Here is a 16,262-nt window from a genome sequence, read left to right on the forward strand (position 1 = left end):
GTTTTCTGGACGTGTGTGCAGCTGGTGCGATGCGTGCGGGAGGTTCGAGGGGCACGCGCGGGCAGGCCTGGCGCGGTACGTGGGGGGCGTGGGGGTACGGGGGGGTATGGGGGTTGCAGGGTTCGTGGGGTTCGTGAAGGTTGCGGGGTTCGTGGAGGTTCTTGCGCGCGGAGAGGGGGAAGGGCTGTCAGACCGCGGCCGGAGCAGCCTGGCTGACGAAGCCGCGGATGTCCGCGAGCGTGCGGTAGGCGGCCGGCTCCAGCGGGATGTCGTCGACGGGGATGCTGTACGTCTCGGATATCCAGGAGATGAGGCGGACCAGGCCGAGGCTGTTCACGACGGTGCTCTCGATGAGGTCGAAGTCGTCGGTCAGGTCCTCGGTCTCCTCACCGGCGAGGAACTCGTTGACGATGTAGGCGCGGATCGGGTCGTTGGTGACGGTGCTCATGAGACGTCTCCGTTCAGTTGGGTCTTCTTGATCGAGTTGCGGTCCGGTTTGCCGGTCGGGGTCTTCGGCAGTGGGGTGCAGGCGAGCCCCACCGAGCTGGGCACGGCGTGCCGCGGCAGGTGCTTCGCCGCGTACGCCCGCAGGCCCAGTGAGCTGAGGGACGTGCCGTCCCGGCGCACCACTTCGGCGTGCAGCCGGGTGCCGGCCTCGGGGCAGGGCAGCGCGACGACGGCGGCCTCGACGACGTCCGGGTGCGCTCCGAGGACGGTCTCGACCTCCAGGGTGTTGGTGCGCACGCCGCGCACCTTGACCTGGAAGTCGGTACGGCCCTGGAGGAAGTAGCGGCCGTCGGCGTCGCGGTGGACGAGGTCGCCGGTGCGGTAGAACATGGCGCCGCCGCCGCGTGGGTCGGGCATGAACACGTCGGCGTTGCGGGCCTGTTCCAGATATCCGCAGGTCTGGAAGGGCGTGTGCACCAGCAGTTCGCCGGTGCCGGGCCCGCGCAGGACCTCGGTGCCGTCGGGCCCCTCGATCAGCAGCACGGCGTCGGTGCCGTCGATCGGGGTGCCGATGGGCAGCGGGTGCACGTACGCGGCCGGGTCGATGTCCTGGATGAAGCTGTCGTTGGTCTCCGTACAGCCGAAGACGTTGTGGAAGCGGGCGGCCGGGCAGGCGGCGAAGGTGTCCCGCAGCCCCTGCTCGGAGACGGCCTCCCCGGTGAACACGACTGTGCGGACCGTCGGGTAGCGGGCGTCGTCCGCGGCCAGGAGCCGGTGCAGCAGCGGAACACCCTGGACCAGGGTCACCTCGTTGCCCCGGGTGAGTTCGCGCAGATAGCCGGCGTCCCCGCTGGCTCCGGCGTCGGCCAGGACGACGGCGCCGCCGGCCTCCAGCACGGTCCAGACGTCGAGCAGGGCCAGGTCGAAGTTGAGCGGCGAGAAGCTCAGCGAGCGGGTGCCGCCGTCGATCCCGAACTTCTCCGTGGCCCAGTCGCCGAAGCGGTCGAAGGCCTCGGTGCGGACCGGGACGAGCTTGGGTACGCCGGTGGACCCGGAGGTGGTGAGGGTCAGGAGCGACTCCTCCGGGTCGGGGGCGCTGAAGCCGTCCGACAGGGTGGGGTCGGCCTCCTCCCGCGACAGGGTCGCACCGCCGCCGGGAACCGTGGCGGCCGACAGCGGGCCGTGGGCCTGGGCGGTGAGCGTGGAGAGGGCGGCGGCGCCCAGGGCGGGCGACGGGACCAGGGTGTTGATCCCCTGGCGCCAGGCCGCCAGCAGCAGGGCGACGGTCTCCGGCGTCTTGTGGGCCGGAACGCACAGGCCGCGTACGGATCCGAAGTCGGCGCCGTCGAGGTCCGCGGCGGCGAGGCGGGTCAGCCGGTCGAGCTCCGCGTAGGTGATCCGCCGGCCGGCGAAGACGAGCGCGGTGCTGTCGGGCCTTTCCTGCACGTGTCTGGTGAGTGCCTGCAACAGGCGAGGCGAAGGCAACGGTCCCCCCTAGGTGGATGCGCGGTCTGGCTACGAGAGAGAACCTACGACCTTCTACTTGCATGGTCAAGCAACTAAATCAGGGGATCGAGTGATCCGGGTCACAGCTAGCCCCGGTTCCGGAAAAGAACCCCGAACATGCAAAAACGGCGGGACGTCCGGTCGCCCGGACGCGTCCCGCCGTCTGTCGTGGTCTGGTCAGGCGGCGCTGCGCAGCGCCTGTACCGCGCGGGCGAGCTGGTCGTCGGCGCTCGCGGTGTTGAGGGCCGAGCTGAGGACGTCGGCGTAGGTGGCGCGGGCGTCCTGGTAGTGCTTGCGGCCCTCGTCGGTGATGACGGCGAAGACGCCGCGCTTGTCGTCGGCGCAGTTGTCCTTGTAGGCGTAGCCGGCGCTGTCCAGCCGCCCCACCAGGCGGGTTACGGAGCTCTGGCCCAGGCCGATGTGGTCCGCGAGCTCCTGCATGCGGCATTCGCCGTTCTCGGCCTGGGTGAGGGCCTCCAGGGCGCGGTACTCGGAGAGGCCGACGCCGTAGCGGCGCTGGAGGGTGTGTGCGAGCTGGCGTTCCACGAAGGCGTGCAGGCCGAGGACGGCCTCCCACATGGTCTGGTCGGAGGCGGCGCGCGGCTGTTTGTGGATCGTCATGGAACGGCTCCCCTTCTCGACTGCGATGAACAACAAGATACATGCCCATGCAATCATCTGGGGAGTGGCAGTGCTCGGGAAAGGGACTCCGGCCCCTATATAGTTGTTGGAGCAAGTAAAAGCTCAGTCGTGCATGCCTCCCAGGGTGCTGCACGCGTAAGCGGCCGAGACGAGCGTCATGTGCCGGTGCCAGCCGGGGTAGGAGCGGCCCTCGAAGTCGAGGAGTCCGAAGTCCTCGCCCATGCGGTCGATCGAACTCCGCGCCCCCTGGGGTGAACGGGCCAGCTCCAGCAGTTCGGCCGGGTGGCGGTCGGTGATGTTCGTCAGCCAGATCCGGCCCGGACGCCCGCTGCTCGCGTCCCACTCGGCCATCAGCCGGCCCGCCCCGCGGCTGCGCTCGCCGTCCGGACGCAGTCCGCGTACGGGTGTGTCGTACGAGATGACCTGCCGGTCCGCCCCCGCCGAGTGCCGTACGCCCCGGCGCAGCAGCAGGCCGCGCACCGATTCCCGCTCTCCTGGCGGCAGTTCGGGTCCGGCGAGCGTGGTCTGGCCCGGGATGGCGAGGATGAAGGCGTGCTCGCCGCCCTGGAGCCGCTCCGCCAGCGGCACGACGTCGCACAGGGCCGTCAGGTCGGCCACCACCGGCGCCGTCCGCCCGTTCGACCATGACGTCATCTCCTGGACCAGGCGCAGGGCGTGGTCCCACAGCGGCTGGGCCCGCGTCGTCGCGGGGATCTTCGCCCGGTCGCGTACGGCTTCGTCGCGCGTGAACCGGGGAGGCAGGAAGAGGCGCCAGTCGACGGGGACGTGCGTCTGCCCGGCATCCAGGAACAGGCCGAGCCCGAGCTGGCAGTTGACGGTGCGTCCGGACTCCGGCAGGAAGCGCTGATGCACCCCGGCCGAGCAGTTGCCGCGCTTGGGCAGCACCGCCGGCGCCAGCGTCCAGGCCCGCACCGGCAGCGACCGGGCGGCCCAGCGGGCCAGCTCGCCGCGTGCCGGGGCCCATTCCCACGGGCTGGCGTTGACGAACTGGTGCAGCGAGGTCGACGCCGCCTCCGAGCCGGTCACGACGGCCGCCATCCGGCGCACCGTCTTCTTTCCGTCCGTCCGCAGCAGCCCCTGGAGATACACGCGCCCCCAACGCTGCTGGTCGGAGCGGTGTAAGTGGCCGAACAGGAGCTGGGACAGATCGCCCGGCGGTCGGCCTGTCGCCATGTCGGGCATCTCGTGCGTCGTCGTCACTGCAGGTCCCTCCCAGGTGAGCGTCGCTGAGCAGACTAACAAACATAGAGAATGTTCGTTATATTTCTTGCACAGAGCACGACTACTTGCCGAGGTCCAAGGAGAAGGCGCATGCAGGAACGGGCGGCCAGGACGCGTCAGGCCGTGTTGGAAGCGGCCGCCGACGAGTTCGCCGAGCGCGGTTACGAGGGCGCCTCCCTCCAGCGGATGGGCCGGCGGGCCGCGACCTCGATCGGCGCTCTGACCTTTCACTTCGGGAACAAGACCACTCTGGCCGAGGAGGTGCGCACGGCGGGGCGCGCCCGCTTCGAGCGCTGCCTGGGAGACCTCGCGGCCGCCCCCGACCCCTTACGTGAACTGCGCACACTGATCGGTGCGTTGGCCCGGCTGGCCCACGAGGACGCCTTCGTGCGCGCCACCCGCCGCCTGGAGGCCGACGGCCCCGGGGACGTATCGCCGTTGGCGGAGGTCTGGCTCCCCGTGCTCCGCGGCCTGCTCGACCGGGCCCACGACGCGCGACGGCTGCGTCCGGGAGTCTCCCCGGAGGACGCGGTGGCCCTGCTGGCACATCTCGCGGAGGGCGCGATGGCCTCACACGGAGCGACCCGGGACTCGGCCTGGGACTCGGTCTGGGACTCGGTCTGGAACGTCGTCCTGCACGGCCTCGCCGCCGAGCGGACTGCTCAGGCGGGGAAGACGGGGCGGACCGGGCGGACGGGCCTGGCGGCCCCGACAGGCCGGACGGGCCTGACGGGCCCGACGGACCTGGCGGACCTGACGGACCTGACGGACCAGACGGGCCGGACGGACGTCCCGACGCCGCGTGCTTGACGGAGTGGGGGCCGGAACCAGTCGTCAGGCGGGTTCCGGCCCCCACTCCGCCCGCTCTCAGGCGGTCGTCCGCACCGATCTCGCCGCTGCGTCCGCCACCGCGTCCAGGACCTGCGCGCGGGGGCCCGCCGTCAGCCGGCTGCGGACCAGGGCGGCGCCGACCCCGGCTCGCGGCCAGGTCTGATAGGCGATTCCGCCGGGACCCTGGTGGCCGAAAGCGCCGGAGCGGACGTCCGGGTGGAGGCCCTCGTCGAGGAGTTGGAGGCCGCCCTCGCCGTACGCGCTGACCCCGCCGAGCAGCGGATCCAGGCCCTCGACCCAGAAGCTCCGCGCCTGGTCCAGCGTGCGGCGCGACAGCAGCAGCGGCTCCTCGCCCGGGGCCCGTGCGGCGTCCGCCGCCAGGATGCCCTGGAGCCGGGCCAGGCCGCGCGCCGACGCGTACGCCCCCAGCGAGGGGATGACCGCGTACCGCCGTCGGCTCTCGCTCCACACCCCGGCGTCCGCGGGAAACGGCGACGGGTTGTGCCAGACCCGCCCGGAGAGGCCCGCCGCGCTGTCGCCCGCCCCGCCGCGTCCCGTCCCCGCGCGTACCGCCCCGCCGCGTGCCGTCTCCCCGCCCCTTCCGCCCTCCGGCGCCGGGAAGCGGGCGCGGAAGCCGGCGTCGTACGAGATCCGGGCGGCGTACGGCAGTTGGTCGGGCACGAGGCCGAAATGGATGTCGAGGCCGAGCGGTCCCGCGATCTCCTCCAGGAAGAACAGGTCGAGATCGCGGCCGTCGACCCGGCGGATCACCTCGGCGGCGATCCATCCGGCGGTCCACGGCCCGTGAAGCACGCCGCCCGCCCGCGGGTCCTCCTCGGGGCTGTGCAGTTCGAGCAGCGCGGCCATCATCTGGGGGTTCTCGACATCGCGCTGGTCGAGGTCGGCCGCCATGCCCGGGAGCCGGGCGGTGAACGTCAGCACGTCCCGCAGCGTCACCGCGCCCTTGCCGCGCGCCGCGAACTCCGGCCAGTAGTCGGCGACGGGCGCCTCCAGCGCGAGCGCGCCCATGTCGGCGAGGAGCAGGACCGCCGTGGCCAGGATCCCGTGGGACCCCGTCAGCACGGGGACGAGGGTGTCGCCGGTCCACGGAGTCCCGGTGACCGGGTCGGCGGTTCCGTGCCACAGGTCGACGACCGTTTCTCCGTCGCGTACGACCGCCAGCGCGGCCCCTTGGGAACCGGCCGGACCCGCGTCCCGGCAGGCCCGTTCGAAGGAATGGCGCACGGAGGCGAACCCGGGCGCCGTGGTTCCGTGGACGCCGGCCGTCGTCGGACGGGGTCTGGGTCGCGGGAGGACCTGCCGTACCAGAGAGGTCGTCATGTCAAGAACTCCAGAAGTGGTGGGGAGCCAGGGACGGGGGCGGGCGGTGCGTGGGCCGGGCTCGGCTCACACCTCGGGGGCGCCCGCCGGGTAGGGCAGGAACTCCAGGTCGGTCAGGTCCTGTTCGGTCAGGCGGATCCGGTCGCCGCCGAGGTTCTCCGCGAGGTGGTACGGCACCGTCGTGCCGGGCAGCGCCACCACGTGCTCGCCGAGCCGGAGCAGCCACGCCAGGGCGACCTGCGCGGAGGTGGCCTCGTGCCGGGCGGCCACCTGGGCGACCGCCTGGGTGAGGGCGTAGTTGTGGCGGATGGCGCGGGGGGCGAAGCGGGGCTGGGTACGCCGCCAGTCGTCCGGGGCCAGGTCGTCGGAGCGGGACAGCGCGCCGGTCAGCAGACCGCGGCCGAGCGGGGCGCCGGCCAGCAGCGCGATCCGGCGCTCCACCGCGTACGGCACGACGTCGTCGAGACCGCAGCGGGTGAAGAGCGACACCTCGGCGGCCATCGCCGCCGCCTCGTGCACGGCTTCGGCGGCGCGGGCCTCCGGGACGGTGACGACGGGCAGCCCCAGCATGCGGATCTTCCCCGCCCAGACCTGCTCGGCCAGCGCACCCCAGCTCTCCTCCAGCGGCACGCCCGGATCGACGCGGCGCAGCAGATAGAGGTCGATGTGGTCCACGTGCAGCCGGCGCAGGCTCTCGTCGACCGCGGCCCGCAGCGCCTGCGGACCGCCCGCGGGCCGCAGCACACCGTCGGCGTCGCCGAGCAGGCCGCCGCCGGTACACAGCACCACCTCGTCCCGGCGCCCGCGGATGGCCTCGCCGATCAGCCGCTCGTTGTCCCCGGCCGCGTAGGCGCCGGCCGTCTCGACGAGGTTGACCCCGAGGTCCACCGCCTCCTGGACCAGCGATACGGCCTTGCTCCTGTCCCTGAGGGACGGGGTGTAGCGGTACGACAGCCCCATCGCGCCCAGTCCCAGCCGTCCGACGACCGGCCCGTCCCTGCCCAGTGTTGTGGTTCGCATCCTGCGAGAACTCCCTTTTCCACAGAGGAAAGCGACCACCTCATAGCAACAGCCCGCGGTGCCGAAGCACAGCATCCCGTTCCTACTTGCCGACCTCTGGACGACTTCGGGATGTCCACCACGCCCCGGGCGCGGGAAAGCCTGACCGGAAACCGGGCGTCGGCTGTCCGGAACCGGGGCATCGGCTGTCCGGAACCGGGGCGCCGTCCGTCCGGAACCCGGGCGTCGGCTGTCCGGAACCGGGCGCCGCGCGTGGCCGCACGCGCCACGTACAGCGCTCAGCCGCGCTTCCGGGGCCCCTGGTCTCCGGCGGGGCCCGGTGCCGTGATCCGCGCGATCGCCTCGACCGTCAGGGCGCGCTCGTGGGGCTCGGTCTCCAGGGCGCGGTGGATCGACAGGCCCTCGATGAGCGCGTCGAGCTGACGGGCGGTGGCCGGGTCGAAGTGCCATTCCAGGGCGCGGCGGCTGCGACCCATCCAGGTGCGGGTGAGCTCGCGGTAGGCGGGCCGGCGCGCGGCGAGGGTGTAGAGCTCGTGGGTGAGGATCAGCTCGCGCTGGTTGCCGCCGGAGAGGTGGTGGACGAGATCGGCGACGGCTTCGCGCGCCTCGTCGGGGGTGCTCGCGGCGCCGAGGCGTTCCTCGAAGACGGCGACGATCGTGCCGGAGAACCGTGTGAACGCCTCGTGCAGCAGCTCGTCCATGCCGGAGAAGTGGTACGTCATCGAGCCCAGCGGCACGCCCGCGCGGGCGGCGACCTTACGGTGCGAAACACCCGCGACGCCCTCGTCGACGATGAGGTCCAGCACGGCGTCGATGATCCGGTCCCGCCGGTCGGGGTCGGTGCGCCCTGTCGCCACGCGGGGCCTCCTCGGTGGGCTCGGTCCTCCTCGCAGCATAGAGCGCGGGGGAGGGGCGGCCGCGCGGTCGCGCGGCCGACGGTCGACGGGCCGAGGGGCCGAGGGGCCGAGCGGTCGAGGGGTCGAGGGGTCGAGGGGTCGAGGGGTCGAGGGGTCGACGAGGAGAATGTACGAGCGTACGCTCGAACGCCGGAAGTGCTCCCCACCTCCCCACCTCCCCACCTCCCCACCTGTCTGCCGAGGCCCCACCCCCATGAAGAATCCGCCGGTCATGGACGCCACCACCCGCCGCTGGCGCGCGGCGCTCTTCCTCTTCATGCTCGCCTCCGGGGTGAGCATGGCGTCCTGGGTCGCCCGCACCCCGGCCGTCCGGGACGCGCTGGACGTGACGACCGGATCGATGGGTCTCGTGCTGTTCGGGCTCTCCGTCGGGTCGATGGCCGGGGTGCTGGCCTCCGGCGGGCTGGTGCGCAGGCACGGCGGGCGGCCGGTGATGGCTGCCGGGGCGGGGCTGATCGTGGCCGGCCTGCTGGTGATCGCCGGGGGCGCGGCGCTGGAGGCGTCGGCCGGGGTGTTCTGCGGTCTCGCGCTGTTCGGCGCCGGGCTGGGCGTGGCGGAGGTGGCGTTCAACATCGAGGGCGCGGCCGTCGAACGGGCCGTGGGCCGCCCGGTCCTGCCGGTGCTGCACGGCTGCTTCAGCCTGGGGACCGTGGTCGGCGCGCTGGTCGGGATGGGGCTGACGGCGGTCCGGTTCCCGGTCGGCTGGCACTTGGCGGCGATAGCCGTCGCCGTCGCGGCGGCCGGGGTGTGGACCGTACGGGCGGTGCCTGCGGGCACGGGGCAGGAGGGGCCGGAGGCCGATGACGGGGAGCGGACCGGAGGCGTGCGCGCGCAGGTGGCGGTCTGGCGTGACCGGCGGCTGGTGCTGATCGGCCTGATCGTGCTGGCCATGGCCTTCGCGGAGGGCTCCGCCAACGACTGGCTGCCGCTGCTGATGGTGGACGGCCACGGGACGAGTGCGACGGCCGGTTCGCTGACGTTCATGCTGTTCGCCGTCGCGATGACGACGGGCCGGTTCACGGGCGGGCCCCTGCTGGTGCGTTACGGCCCGGCGGCCGTGGTCCGGGCCAGCGCCGTGGTGGCGGCGGTCGGCGTGGCGCTGGTGGTCTTCTCGGACAACGCGCTGCTCGCCGGGGCTGCGGTGGTGCTGTGGGGACTCGGCGCCTCCCTCGGGTTCCCGGTCACGATCTCGGCGGCGGGCGAGGGCGTGCGGGACGCTTCGGCCCGGGTCGCGGCGGTCTCGACGGCGGGCTACGCGGCGTTCCTGGTCGGCCCGCCCTCGCTGGGCTTCCTGGCCGACCATGTGGGGCTGCGGAACGCGATGGTGGTGGTGCTCGTGCTGCTGGGCGGCGCGGCGCTGATCAGCCGGGCGCTGCGGACACCGTCCTCCGGGGCGGGCGTGGAGCCGGCCGCTGCGCCGGTTCCGGGAGCCTCTCAGTCCGACCTGGTGTAGATCAGACTCTCGCCCGTCCCGGCCGTGGACCGGCGCAGGTCCCCGTCCGGGAGCAGGGTCAGTTCGGTGGGCTTCCCGGGAGTGCAGGAGGAGGCCGGGCGGCCGGAGGACACCGTGGAGGGCCCGATACGGACCGGCCCGTCCCCGGTGGGCCGGTCGGCGAGGGGGGCGGTGAACTCGCAGCGGTACGTGGATCCGGAGGCGAGGGGCCCCTCGGCGGTGAGGGCGAGGACCTCGTCGCCCACCTTCCCCTGCCGGATGGTCAACGTCCTTGAAGCGGTGCCCTGTTCGCCGGGTATGGAGCCGGTCCAGGTCCCCAGGAAGTCCTCCGGGACGGCGCCTCCCTGGCTGCCCTGCTGGCCACCGCCGGATTCGGTGGCCCCCGAGGGTCCCGAGGACGCGGTGGTCCGCGGTGCGGTGCCGTTCATGAACGCGTACACCGATCCGCCCGCCCCGATCGCCACGATCACGGCGACGGCGACCAGCGCGGCGGTGGCCCCTGCGGAGCGGCGCTCCCGGGCGGGCGGGGGAGCGGTGGGCGCGAAGTAGGCCGGGGGGAAGAACTGTTCGGCGGTACGGCCGGGGGTCGGTTGCGGGGCGGCGGGGGTGCCGTACGGCGGGTGGTGCGGAGCGTACGGGTGGGGCGCGGGCGGTATCGGGGCGACGGGCGGCCGAGCGGGGCTACCCGCCGTCTCCGGGCCCGTAGGGGCGTTCTGCGGGTGCTGGGTGTACTGGGTGTACTGGGGGTGCTGCGGGTGCTGCGGGGCGTGGCGGCGCTGCGGATACTGAGCGCCCGGGGCGCCCTGGCCGCCTGGAGGGCCGTGCGGAGCTTGCCGGCCGCGTGGCTCATCCGGCTCATGGGGGTTGTCCGGGGCCTCCGGGGCCTCCGGCTCATCCGGGTCCTCCGCGTCGAGCAACCCCACGGCATGGCGGCCGAGTTGGGCGATCAGGGCCGCGGGCAGCCAGGGTTCGTCCGCCTCCGCATCGCCCAGGCGGGCCAGGATCTCGCCGGTGCCGGGACGGGCCGCCGCGTCTTTCGCCAGGCAGTCCCGGACGACGCCGGCCAGGTCCTCCGGAACCCCGGTCAGGTCCGGGTCCTCCTGGGCTATCCGGAACATCAGGGCGTGGACCCCGCCGCTCTCCGTCGTGCCGAACGGCAGCCGGCCCGAAGCGGCGTACGCGAGGACGGACCCGAGGCAGAACACGTCGCACGCGGTGGTCACGCGCTCGCCGCGCACCTGCTCGGGGGCCATGAAGCCGGGGGAGCCGACCAGGGCCCCGGTACGGGTCAGATCGCCGTCGGGCACGGACTCCAGGGCGCGGGCGATCCCGAAGTCGATGACCCGGGGGCCGTCGATGGTCATCAGGACGTTGGAGGGCTTCAGGTCCCGGTGGATGAGCCCGGCCCCGTGGATGTGCTGGAGCGCGTGGGCGAGCCCGGAGCCGAGGAACCGTACGGAACGCAACGGCAGCGGCCCGTACGCCCCCGAGTCCGTGACCGGGGCGCCGGGGCGGCCCGAGACGATGCGCTGGAGGGAGGGCCCGGCGACGTAACCGGTGGCGACCCAGGGGACGGGGGCCTCGGTGTCGGAGTCCAGCACCGGTGCCGTCCAGGCCCCGCCGACGCGGTGCGCGGCACGGACCTCCTGGCGGAAGCGGGCCCGGAATTCGGGCTGCTCGGCGAGCTCGCGGCGGACGAGCTTGAGGGCGACGGTGCGGCCGCGGTCGGAGCGGGCGAGGAAGACCTGGCCCATGCCGCCCTCGCCCAGGCGGCCGAGGAGACGGTACGCACCGATGCGGTGCGGGTCATCGGACCCGAGCTTGTCCATGGTGCGCTTCCTCCCCCGTGCGGCCCGCAAGAGGATAGCGCCGCGACCCGACACCCACCCCGGCTCCCCGTCTAGGACACGACACCCCGCCCCCTTGGTTCCCTCTCCAGAACAGCCGGACCGCACTCCCCATCCGGCCCGGCGTCCGCTTCCCTTTCCAGCCCGTCCGGCGTTTGAGGACGGAACCGTGGCCCGGGACGGGTCGGCCCCGCACTCCCCAGCCCGTCCGGCGCTTGAGGACGGAACCCTTGATCGGACGGGGGCGACGCACGCAACACCGCCGGTGTCCCGGCGGAGCCGACCAGGCAAGGCCGAGCCCCGACACCGGCACGGTTCCGTCCTCAAGCGCCGGACGGGCTCGGGTCGGCCCGGTCCGCAGGGGACTCCGCAGGGGACTCCGCAGGGGACAAGGTGGCCAGGGCCTCCGACAGGCGTTCCAGCGCGCCCACCGTCGCCGTCAGGTTCTCCACCCCCACCTCCCCCGCCAGCCGTGCGGCGAACTCCGCGTGCGGCGGGCCGATCCGGGAGACCACCTCCCGCCCCGCCTCCGTCGCCCGCAACAGCTTCGCGCGGCGGTGGGCCGGGTTCTCCGCGTACTCCGCGAGCCCCCGCTCGACCAGCAGGTCCGCGATCCGCTGCACACTCTGCCGGGTGATCCCCATCGCCCGGGCGATGCCCGCCACCGGCAACGGCTCCACCAGCACCGCTCCCAGCACCTGCCACCGCGCCGACGTGAGCCCCCCGGGCCGCGCCAACTCGTCGGCCACCGAGAGAAACTGCCCGTTCAGCCGGAACACCGTCAGCGCCGCCCGGCTCAGCAACTCCTGCTCGGACGGGACGCGTCCCGCACCCCCCGCGCCCTCACTCACCCTGCAACACCTCGTACGCGCTCGCGTCCGAGTCGTGGAACAGCCGGTACCACGCGTCCAGCTTCTCCGGCCCGTACACCCCGAGCAGCGCGAAGACCTCCCGCGCGAACGCCACCGGCTCCGTCGGCCCGGCCGTGATCAGCCCGCCGTCCGTGACCGCGTCCGCTTCCACGTACCGCGAGCCGCCCGCGTACCCCGTCGCCGCGAGGTAGAAGGAGACCGCACTCGTGTGCGCGCGGCCGTCCAGCAGCCCCTCCCGGGCCAGCCCGGCCGTCGCCCCGCAGATCGCCGCGACCGGGACCCCCGCGTCCAGGAATCCCCGGGCCGCCCGTGCGAACGGGGCGAGAGTCTCCCCCGTGTCCCACCCGGACGCACCGGTCAGGATCAGCAACGAGCTGTCGTGCGGGCGCAGTTCGTCCAACGCCAGGTCGGGCTGGATCCGCAGGCCGCCCATGGTCGTCACCGGCTCCCGGGTCAGCCCCACGGTCCGTACGGTGTAGCCGTTCTGTGCGAGATGGGCCGTGGTGTGCCCGGTCTCCCAGTCGGCGAAGGTGTCGTAGACGGCGAGATGTGCGGTTCTGTCGCTGCTGTTGGTCATGATGACCTCCTCGGCTCGATGACAGGAGACTGTCATATCGACAGCATGCTGTCAATCAATGAGGGAAGGGACCCACAGGGGAACGGACCCACAGGGACCCACCACCGCCCCCGGACCCGACACCCTGCCGACCCATCCGCCCCACGCCGTACAAGGTGGCCATGGAGGCGGCCCCCACCAGCGCCTACGCTCGCCGCATGACCCCTCATGCCCCTCATGCCCCGTCCGCCGACCCCGCGGCCGGTGCGGCCGTGAAGGCCGCGGACCGCGCGCACGTGTTCCACTCCTGGTCCGCCCAGGGCCTCATCGACCCGCTCGCCGTCGCCGGCGCCGAGGGGTCCTACTTCTGGGACTACGACGGCAACCGCTACCTGGACTTCACCAGCGGGCTCGTCTACACCAACATCGGCTACCAGCACCCCACCGTGATCGCCGCGATCCAGGAGCAGGCGGGCAAGCTCGCCACCTTCGCGCCCGCGTTCGCGATCGAGGCCCGCTCCGAGGCCGCACGCCTCATCGCCGAGCGCACCCCGGGCGACCTGGACAAGATCTTCTTCACCAACGGCGGGGCCGAGGCCGTCGAGAACGCCATCCGCATGGCCCGGCTGCACACCGGCCGCACGAAGGTGCTCTCCGCCTACCGCTCGTACCACGGCGGGACCTCCACCGCGATCAACCTCACCGGCGACCCGCGCCGCTGGCCCTCCGACAACGGCTCGGCGGGCGTCGTCCGCTTCTGGGCCCCGTTCCTCTACCGCTCCCCGTTCCACGCGGCGAACGAGGCCGAGGAGTGCGCCCGCGCCCTCCAGCACCTGGAGGACACCCTCGCCTTCGAGGGCCCGGCCACCATCGCCGCGATCATCCTGGAGACCATCCCGGGCACGGCCGGCATCATGACCCCGCCGCCGGGCTATCTGGCGGGCGTCCGCGAGATCTGCGACCGGTACGGGATCGTCTTCGTGCTCGACGAGGTGATGGCCGGATTCGGCCGCACCGGCGCCTGGTTCGCCGCCGACCACTTCGACGTCGTGCCGGACCTGCTGACCTTCGCCAAGGGCGTCAACTCCGGTTACGTACCGCTGGGCGGCGTCGCCATCAACGCCGAGATCGCCGCGACCTTCGAGACCCGCCCCTACCCCGGCGGCCTCACCTACTCCGGGCACCCGCTGGCCTGCGCCGCCGCCGTCGCCACCATCGGCGTGATGGAGGACGAGAAGGTCGTCGAGCACGCGGCCCGGATCGGCGAGACCGTCCTCGGTCCCGGCCTGCGCGAACTCGCCGAACGCCACCCCTCGGTGGGCGAGGTGCGCGGCCTCGGCGCGTTCTGGGCGCTGGACCTGGTCCGCGACCGGGAGACCCGCGAGCCGCTCGTCCCGTACAACGCCTCGGGCGAGGCCAACGCCCCCATGGCGGCCTTCGGCGCGGCGGCGAAGAAGCAGGGGCTGTGGCCGTTCATCAACATGAACCGGACCCACGCCGTCCCCGCCTGCAACGTCTCCGAGGCCGAGGCCAAGGAGGGGCTGGCGGCCCTGGACGTCGCTCTCTCCGTCGCCGACACGTACACGGTGCAGGGCGCGTAACCGCGCCCCCGGCCCGCACGCCGGGTAACCGGACTGCTCGGCTCCGTACGCGATCAACCCTGTGCGCATCCCCGCCGTGCCCGGAATCGGGCACGGCGGCGGGTCTGGCTTAAGGTGACCCGAACCAGAAATGACCCCCGCCAGAAATGACCCCCGCCGGAAACGGCCGATGCCGGAAGCGCTCGGTGTACGGGGGCCGGGGCCGGGGGCGGACAGGGACAGACGGACGGATGGGGGCCGGTATGAGTCCGAGCGGAGGTGTGACGCGCAACACCCTGCGCCAGCAGATCGCCGACGCACTGCGTGACGAGGTGCTGGCAGGGCGTCTTCCGCCGGGCCGGGAGTTCACCGTCAAGCAGATCGCCGAGCAGTACGGGGTCTCCGCCACACCCGTCCGTGAGGCGCTCTTCGACCTCTCCGCACAGGGGCTCCTCGCCTCCGACCAGCACCGCGGCTTCCAGGTGCGCGAATTCACCGTCGCCGACTTCCGCGCGATGGCCGAGGCCCGCGCCCTCGTCGTCGAGGGCCTCTTCCGCAATCCCGCCGAGCGGGTCGCGGTCCGGCCCGAGGGGCTCGCCCCGATCCGCCGCCGGGCGGCGGAGGCGGTCCGCGCGGCGAAGGGCGGCGACCTCGACGTGCTGATCGGGTACGACCTGCGGTTCTGGCGGGAGCTGGGGCAGTTCGTCCTCAACCCTTACGTCTCCGACTTCCTCACCCGGCTCCGCGTCCAGTCCTGGGTGTTCGCCGTGCACCGGCTGCGCCGCGACGGCATGGACGAGGACGTGCTGTGGTTCGGTCACGAGGACCTGGTCGAGGCCATCGCCCGGGCCGACCACGAGCAGGTCCACGCCGCCATGCACTCCTACTACGCGCACGCGCTCGCCTGGGCGGACCGGCTGGAGGCGCGGGCAGCCGGGGGAGACGCCCCCGGACCGCCGGACCCTTCCGAGCCCGGGGAGCCCGGGGAGCCCGGGGAGCCCGGGGAGCCCGGGGAGCCCGGGGAGCCCGGGGAGCCCGTGGTATCCGGGGAGTTCGAGGTCTCGGGGGTCTCGGGTGAGTCGGGGGAGCCGGGGGAGTCCCGGGTCTCCGGGGAGTCCGGGGTCTCGGGGGAGTCTCCGGAGACCCCGAAGCCCCCGGGGCACTGTGCGTGAGGTTCGCCCCGCATTACGCTGTCCCGACGACCGCCCGAACCCTTCCGAGAGCGAGACTTCGTGGCCTGTGACCTGTGGCTGGTCCCCCTCGTCGATGTGCTGTGCCACAGCGCCGACAATCCGTTCGCCGAAGAGATCGCCGTCTACGACAAGGCGCTGAACGACGCCGGGCTGCCGCCCGTCCCCGTCTACGCCTACATGCCGGGCCTCAACGGGGAAGTCGCCCCCGTGGCCGGCTTCGACTACGACGCCCTGCACTTCCTGCGCCGCGCCTACCTGCTCCAGCTGAGCGGCCTGGCCGTCACGCCCGTCGCGGGTCTCGACGGCGACTACGAGCAGCTCCTCGAAATGTTCGAGCAGGCCGCGCAGCAGTCGCATCTGGTGTGGCACTACGACCACGCCGGGGCGTACGTCCCGGTGGACTTCCCGGCCCCCCTGTCCGACGACGCGCTCCTGGCGGGCGGCGGACCGCTGGGCTCCGCGCACGGTCTGCTGCGCGAGCTGGAGTTCGTCGCCCCGTCCATCGGCATCGACCCGGCCAACCCGCCGGCCGCCCCGCAACCGCCCTCCGGCCCCACGGCCCTGGAGGAACCGGCGGACCCGATCCCCTACGACGACAGCCCGTTCGCCCGGGAACGCCACGTCTGGCTCGGCCTCCACGCGGCGGCGACCCGCAGCCTGGCCCAGGGCTCAATGATCATCTTCAGCTGACGTGAAGTCAGAGCGCTTTCTTTCCCGGACCGGGACGCCAGAATCAAGCCCGTCCGGCGATTGAGGCCCGGGGGCCCGGGGGCCCGGGGGCAGCGCCCCCGAAGCCTCACCCGGGCCCCGGCGCA

At 73.1% G+C, this 16,262-nt stretch carries 14 protein-coding genes and 1 pseudogene; 5 read left to right on the top strand and 10 right to left on the bottom strand.

Annotated features, from left to right (window positions below; translation table 11 throughout):
* Nucleotides 1-187: 187 nt before the first annotated feature.
* The 4 genes from ACH4KB_RS07815 to ACH4KB_RS07830 all read right to left on the bottom strand — a co-directional run bounded on the left by ACH4KB_RS07815 (nucleotide 188) and on the right by ACH4KB_RS07830 (nucleotide 3,816).
* Entirely contained in the window at nucleotides 188-448 is a 261-nt protein-coding gene (locus ACH4KB_RS07815; protein ID WP_398064730.1) for an acyl carrier protein, read from the bottom strand.
* The gene (locus ACH4KB_RS07820) at nucleotides 445-1,893 is read right to left on the bottom strand and encodes an AMP-binding protein (protein ID WP_398064732.1); all 1,449 of its coding nucleotides are present in this window, start codon (nucleotides 1,891-1,893) and stop codon (nucleotides 445-447) included. The genes ACH4KB_RS07815 and ACH4KB_RS07820 overlap by 4 nt, the downstream gene beginning before the upstream one ends.
* A gap of 237 nt (nucleotides 1,894-2,130) precedes the next feature.
* Nucleotides 2,131-2,574, bottom strand: a complete 444-nt coding sequence (locus ACH4KB_RS07825; RefSeq protein WP_007452970.1) for a MarR family winged helix-turn-helix transcriptional regulator — start codon at nucleotides 2,572-2,574, stop codon at nucleotides 2,131-2,133.
* Between the two features lie 123 nt (nucleotides 2,575-2,697).
* Nucleotides 2,698-3,816 (bottom strand): IS701 family transposase, encoded by a 1,119-nt coding sequence (locus ACH4KB_RS07830; RefSeq protein WP_398064734.1) that lies wholly within the window; start codon nucleotides 3,814-3,816, stop codon nucleotides 2,698-2,700.
* 111 nt (nucleotides 3,817-3,927) lie between these two features.
* Here ACH4KB_RS07830 and ACH4KB_RS07835 point away from each other — a divergent pair, with 111 nt between their 5' ends.
* Nucleotides 3,928-4,647: a TetR family transcriptional regulator gene (locus tag ACH4KB_RS07835; RefSeq protein ID WP_398064736.1), complete on the top strand. Its 720-nt coding sequence runs from the start codon at nucleotides 3,928-3,930 to the stop codon at nucleotides 4,645-4,647.
* Between the two features lie 57 nt (nucleotides 4,648-4,704).
* Here the strand turns inward: ACH4KB_RS07835 and ACH4KB_RS07840 are convergent, their stop codons facing one another.
* The 3 genes from ACH4KB_RS07840 to ACH4KB_RS07850 form a co-directional block, all read right to left on the bottom strand.
* The gene (locus ACH4KB_RS07840) at nucleotides 4,705-6,009 is read right to left on the bottom strand and encodes a serine hydrolase domain-containing protein (protein ID WP_398064738.1); all 1,305 of its coding nucleotides are present in this window, start codon (nucleotides 6,007-6,009) and stop codon (nucleotides 4,705-4,707) included.
* Between the two features lie 66 nt (nucleotides 6,010-6,075).
* A complete protein-coding gene (locus tag ACH4KB_RS07845; RefSeq protein WP_398064740.1) occupies nucleotides 6,076-7,029 on the bottom strand; it encodes an aldo/keto reductase in 954 nt (317 codons plus the stop codon).
* 278 nt (nucleotides 7,030-7,307) lie between these two features.
* A complete protein-coding gene (locus ACH4KB_RS07850; protein ID WP_398064742.1) occupies nucleotides 7,308-7,886 on the bottom strand; it encodes a TetR/AcrR family transcriptional regulator in 579 nt (192 codons plus the stop codon).
* A gap of 253 nt (nucleotides 7,887-8,139) precedes the next feature.
* Here ACH4KB_RS07850 and ACH4KB_RS07855 point away from each other — a divergent pair, with 253 nt between their 5' ends.
* Nucleotides 8,140-9,399, top strand: coding sequence for an MFS transporter (locus ACH4KB_RS07855; RefSeq protein ID WP_398064744.1), 1,260 nt, complete (start codon nucleotides 8,140-8,142; stop codon nucleotides 9,397-9,399).
* On the opposite strand, the gene ACH4KB_RS07860 is transcribed toward ACH4KB_RS07855, so the two are convergent.
* The 3 genes from ACH4KB_RS07860 to ACH4KB_RS07870 form a co-directional block, all read right to left on the bottom strand.
* Nucleotides 9,381-11,228: a serine/threonine-protein kinase gene (locus tag ACH4KB_RS07860; RefSeq protein WP_398064746.1), complete on the bottom strand. Its 1,848-nt coding sequence runs from the start codon at nucleotides 11,226-11,228 to the stop codon at nucleotides 9,381-9,383. The genes ACH4KB_RS07855 and ACH4KB_RS07860 overlap by 19 nt on opposite strands.
* A gap of 341 nt (nucleotides 11,229-11,569) precedes the next feature.
* Nucleotides 11,570-12,097 carry a MarR family winged helix-turn-helix transcriptional regulator gene (locus ACH4KB_RS07865; RefSeq protein ID WP_398064748.1) on the bottom strand — a complete coding sequence of 176 codons (528 nt, stop codon included), beginning with the start codon at nucleotides 12,095-12,097 and terminating at the stop codon, nucleotides 11,570-11,572.
* Entirely contained in the window at nucleotides 12,090-12,695 is a 606-nt protein-coding gene (locus tag ACH4KB_RS07870; RefSeq protein WP_398064750.1) for a type 1 glutamine amidotransferase family protein, read from the bottom strand. The genes ACH4KB_RS07865 and ACH4KB_RS07870 overlap by 8 nt, the downstream gene beginning before the upstream one ends.
* A gap of 197 nt (nucleotides 12,696-12,892) precedes the next feature.
* Between ACH4KB_RS07870 and ACH4KB_RS07875 the strand changes: the two genes are divergently transcribed.
* The 3 genes and pseudogenes from ACH4KB_RS07875 to ACH4KB_RS07885 all read left to right on the top strand — a co-directional run bounded on the left by ACH4KB_RS07875 (nucleotide 12,893) and on the right by ACH4KB_RS07885 (nucleotide 16,137).
* Nucleotides 12,893-14,275 carry an aspartate aminotransferase family protein gene (locus ACH4KB_RS07875; RefSeq protein WP_398064752.1) on the top strand — a complete coding sequence of 461 codons (1,383 nt, stop codon included), beginning with the start codon at nucleotides 12,893-12,895 and terminating at the stop codon, nucleotides 14,273-14,275.
* 242 nt (nucleotides 14,276-14,517) lie between these two features.
* Nucleotides 14,518-15,204: pseudogene (locus ACH4KB_RS07880) on the top strand (GntR family transcriptional regulator); the annotation flags it as partial.
* A gap of 282 nt (nucleotides 15,205-15,486) precedes the next feature.
* Complete coding sequence (locus ACH4KB_RS07885) at nucleotides 15,487-16,137, top strand: hypothetical protein (protein ID WP_018961765.1); 651 nt, start codon at nucleotides 15,487-15,489, stop codon at nucleotides 16,135-16,137.
* Nucleotides 16,138-16,262: the final 125 nt, after the last annotated feature.

The organism is Streptomyces sp. NPDC017520 (genome assembly GCF_044329855.1).
In the GTDB taxonomy this organism is placed as follows: domain Bacteria; phylum Actinomycetota; class Actinomycetes; order Streptomycetales; family Streptomycetaceae; genus Streptomyces.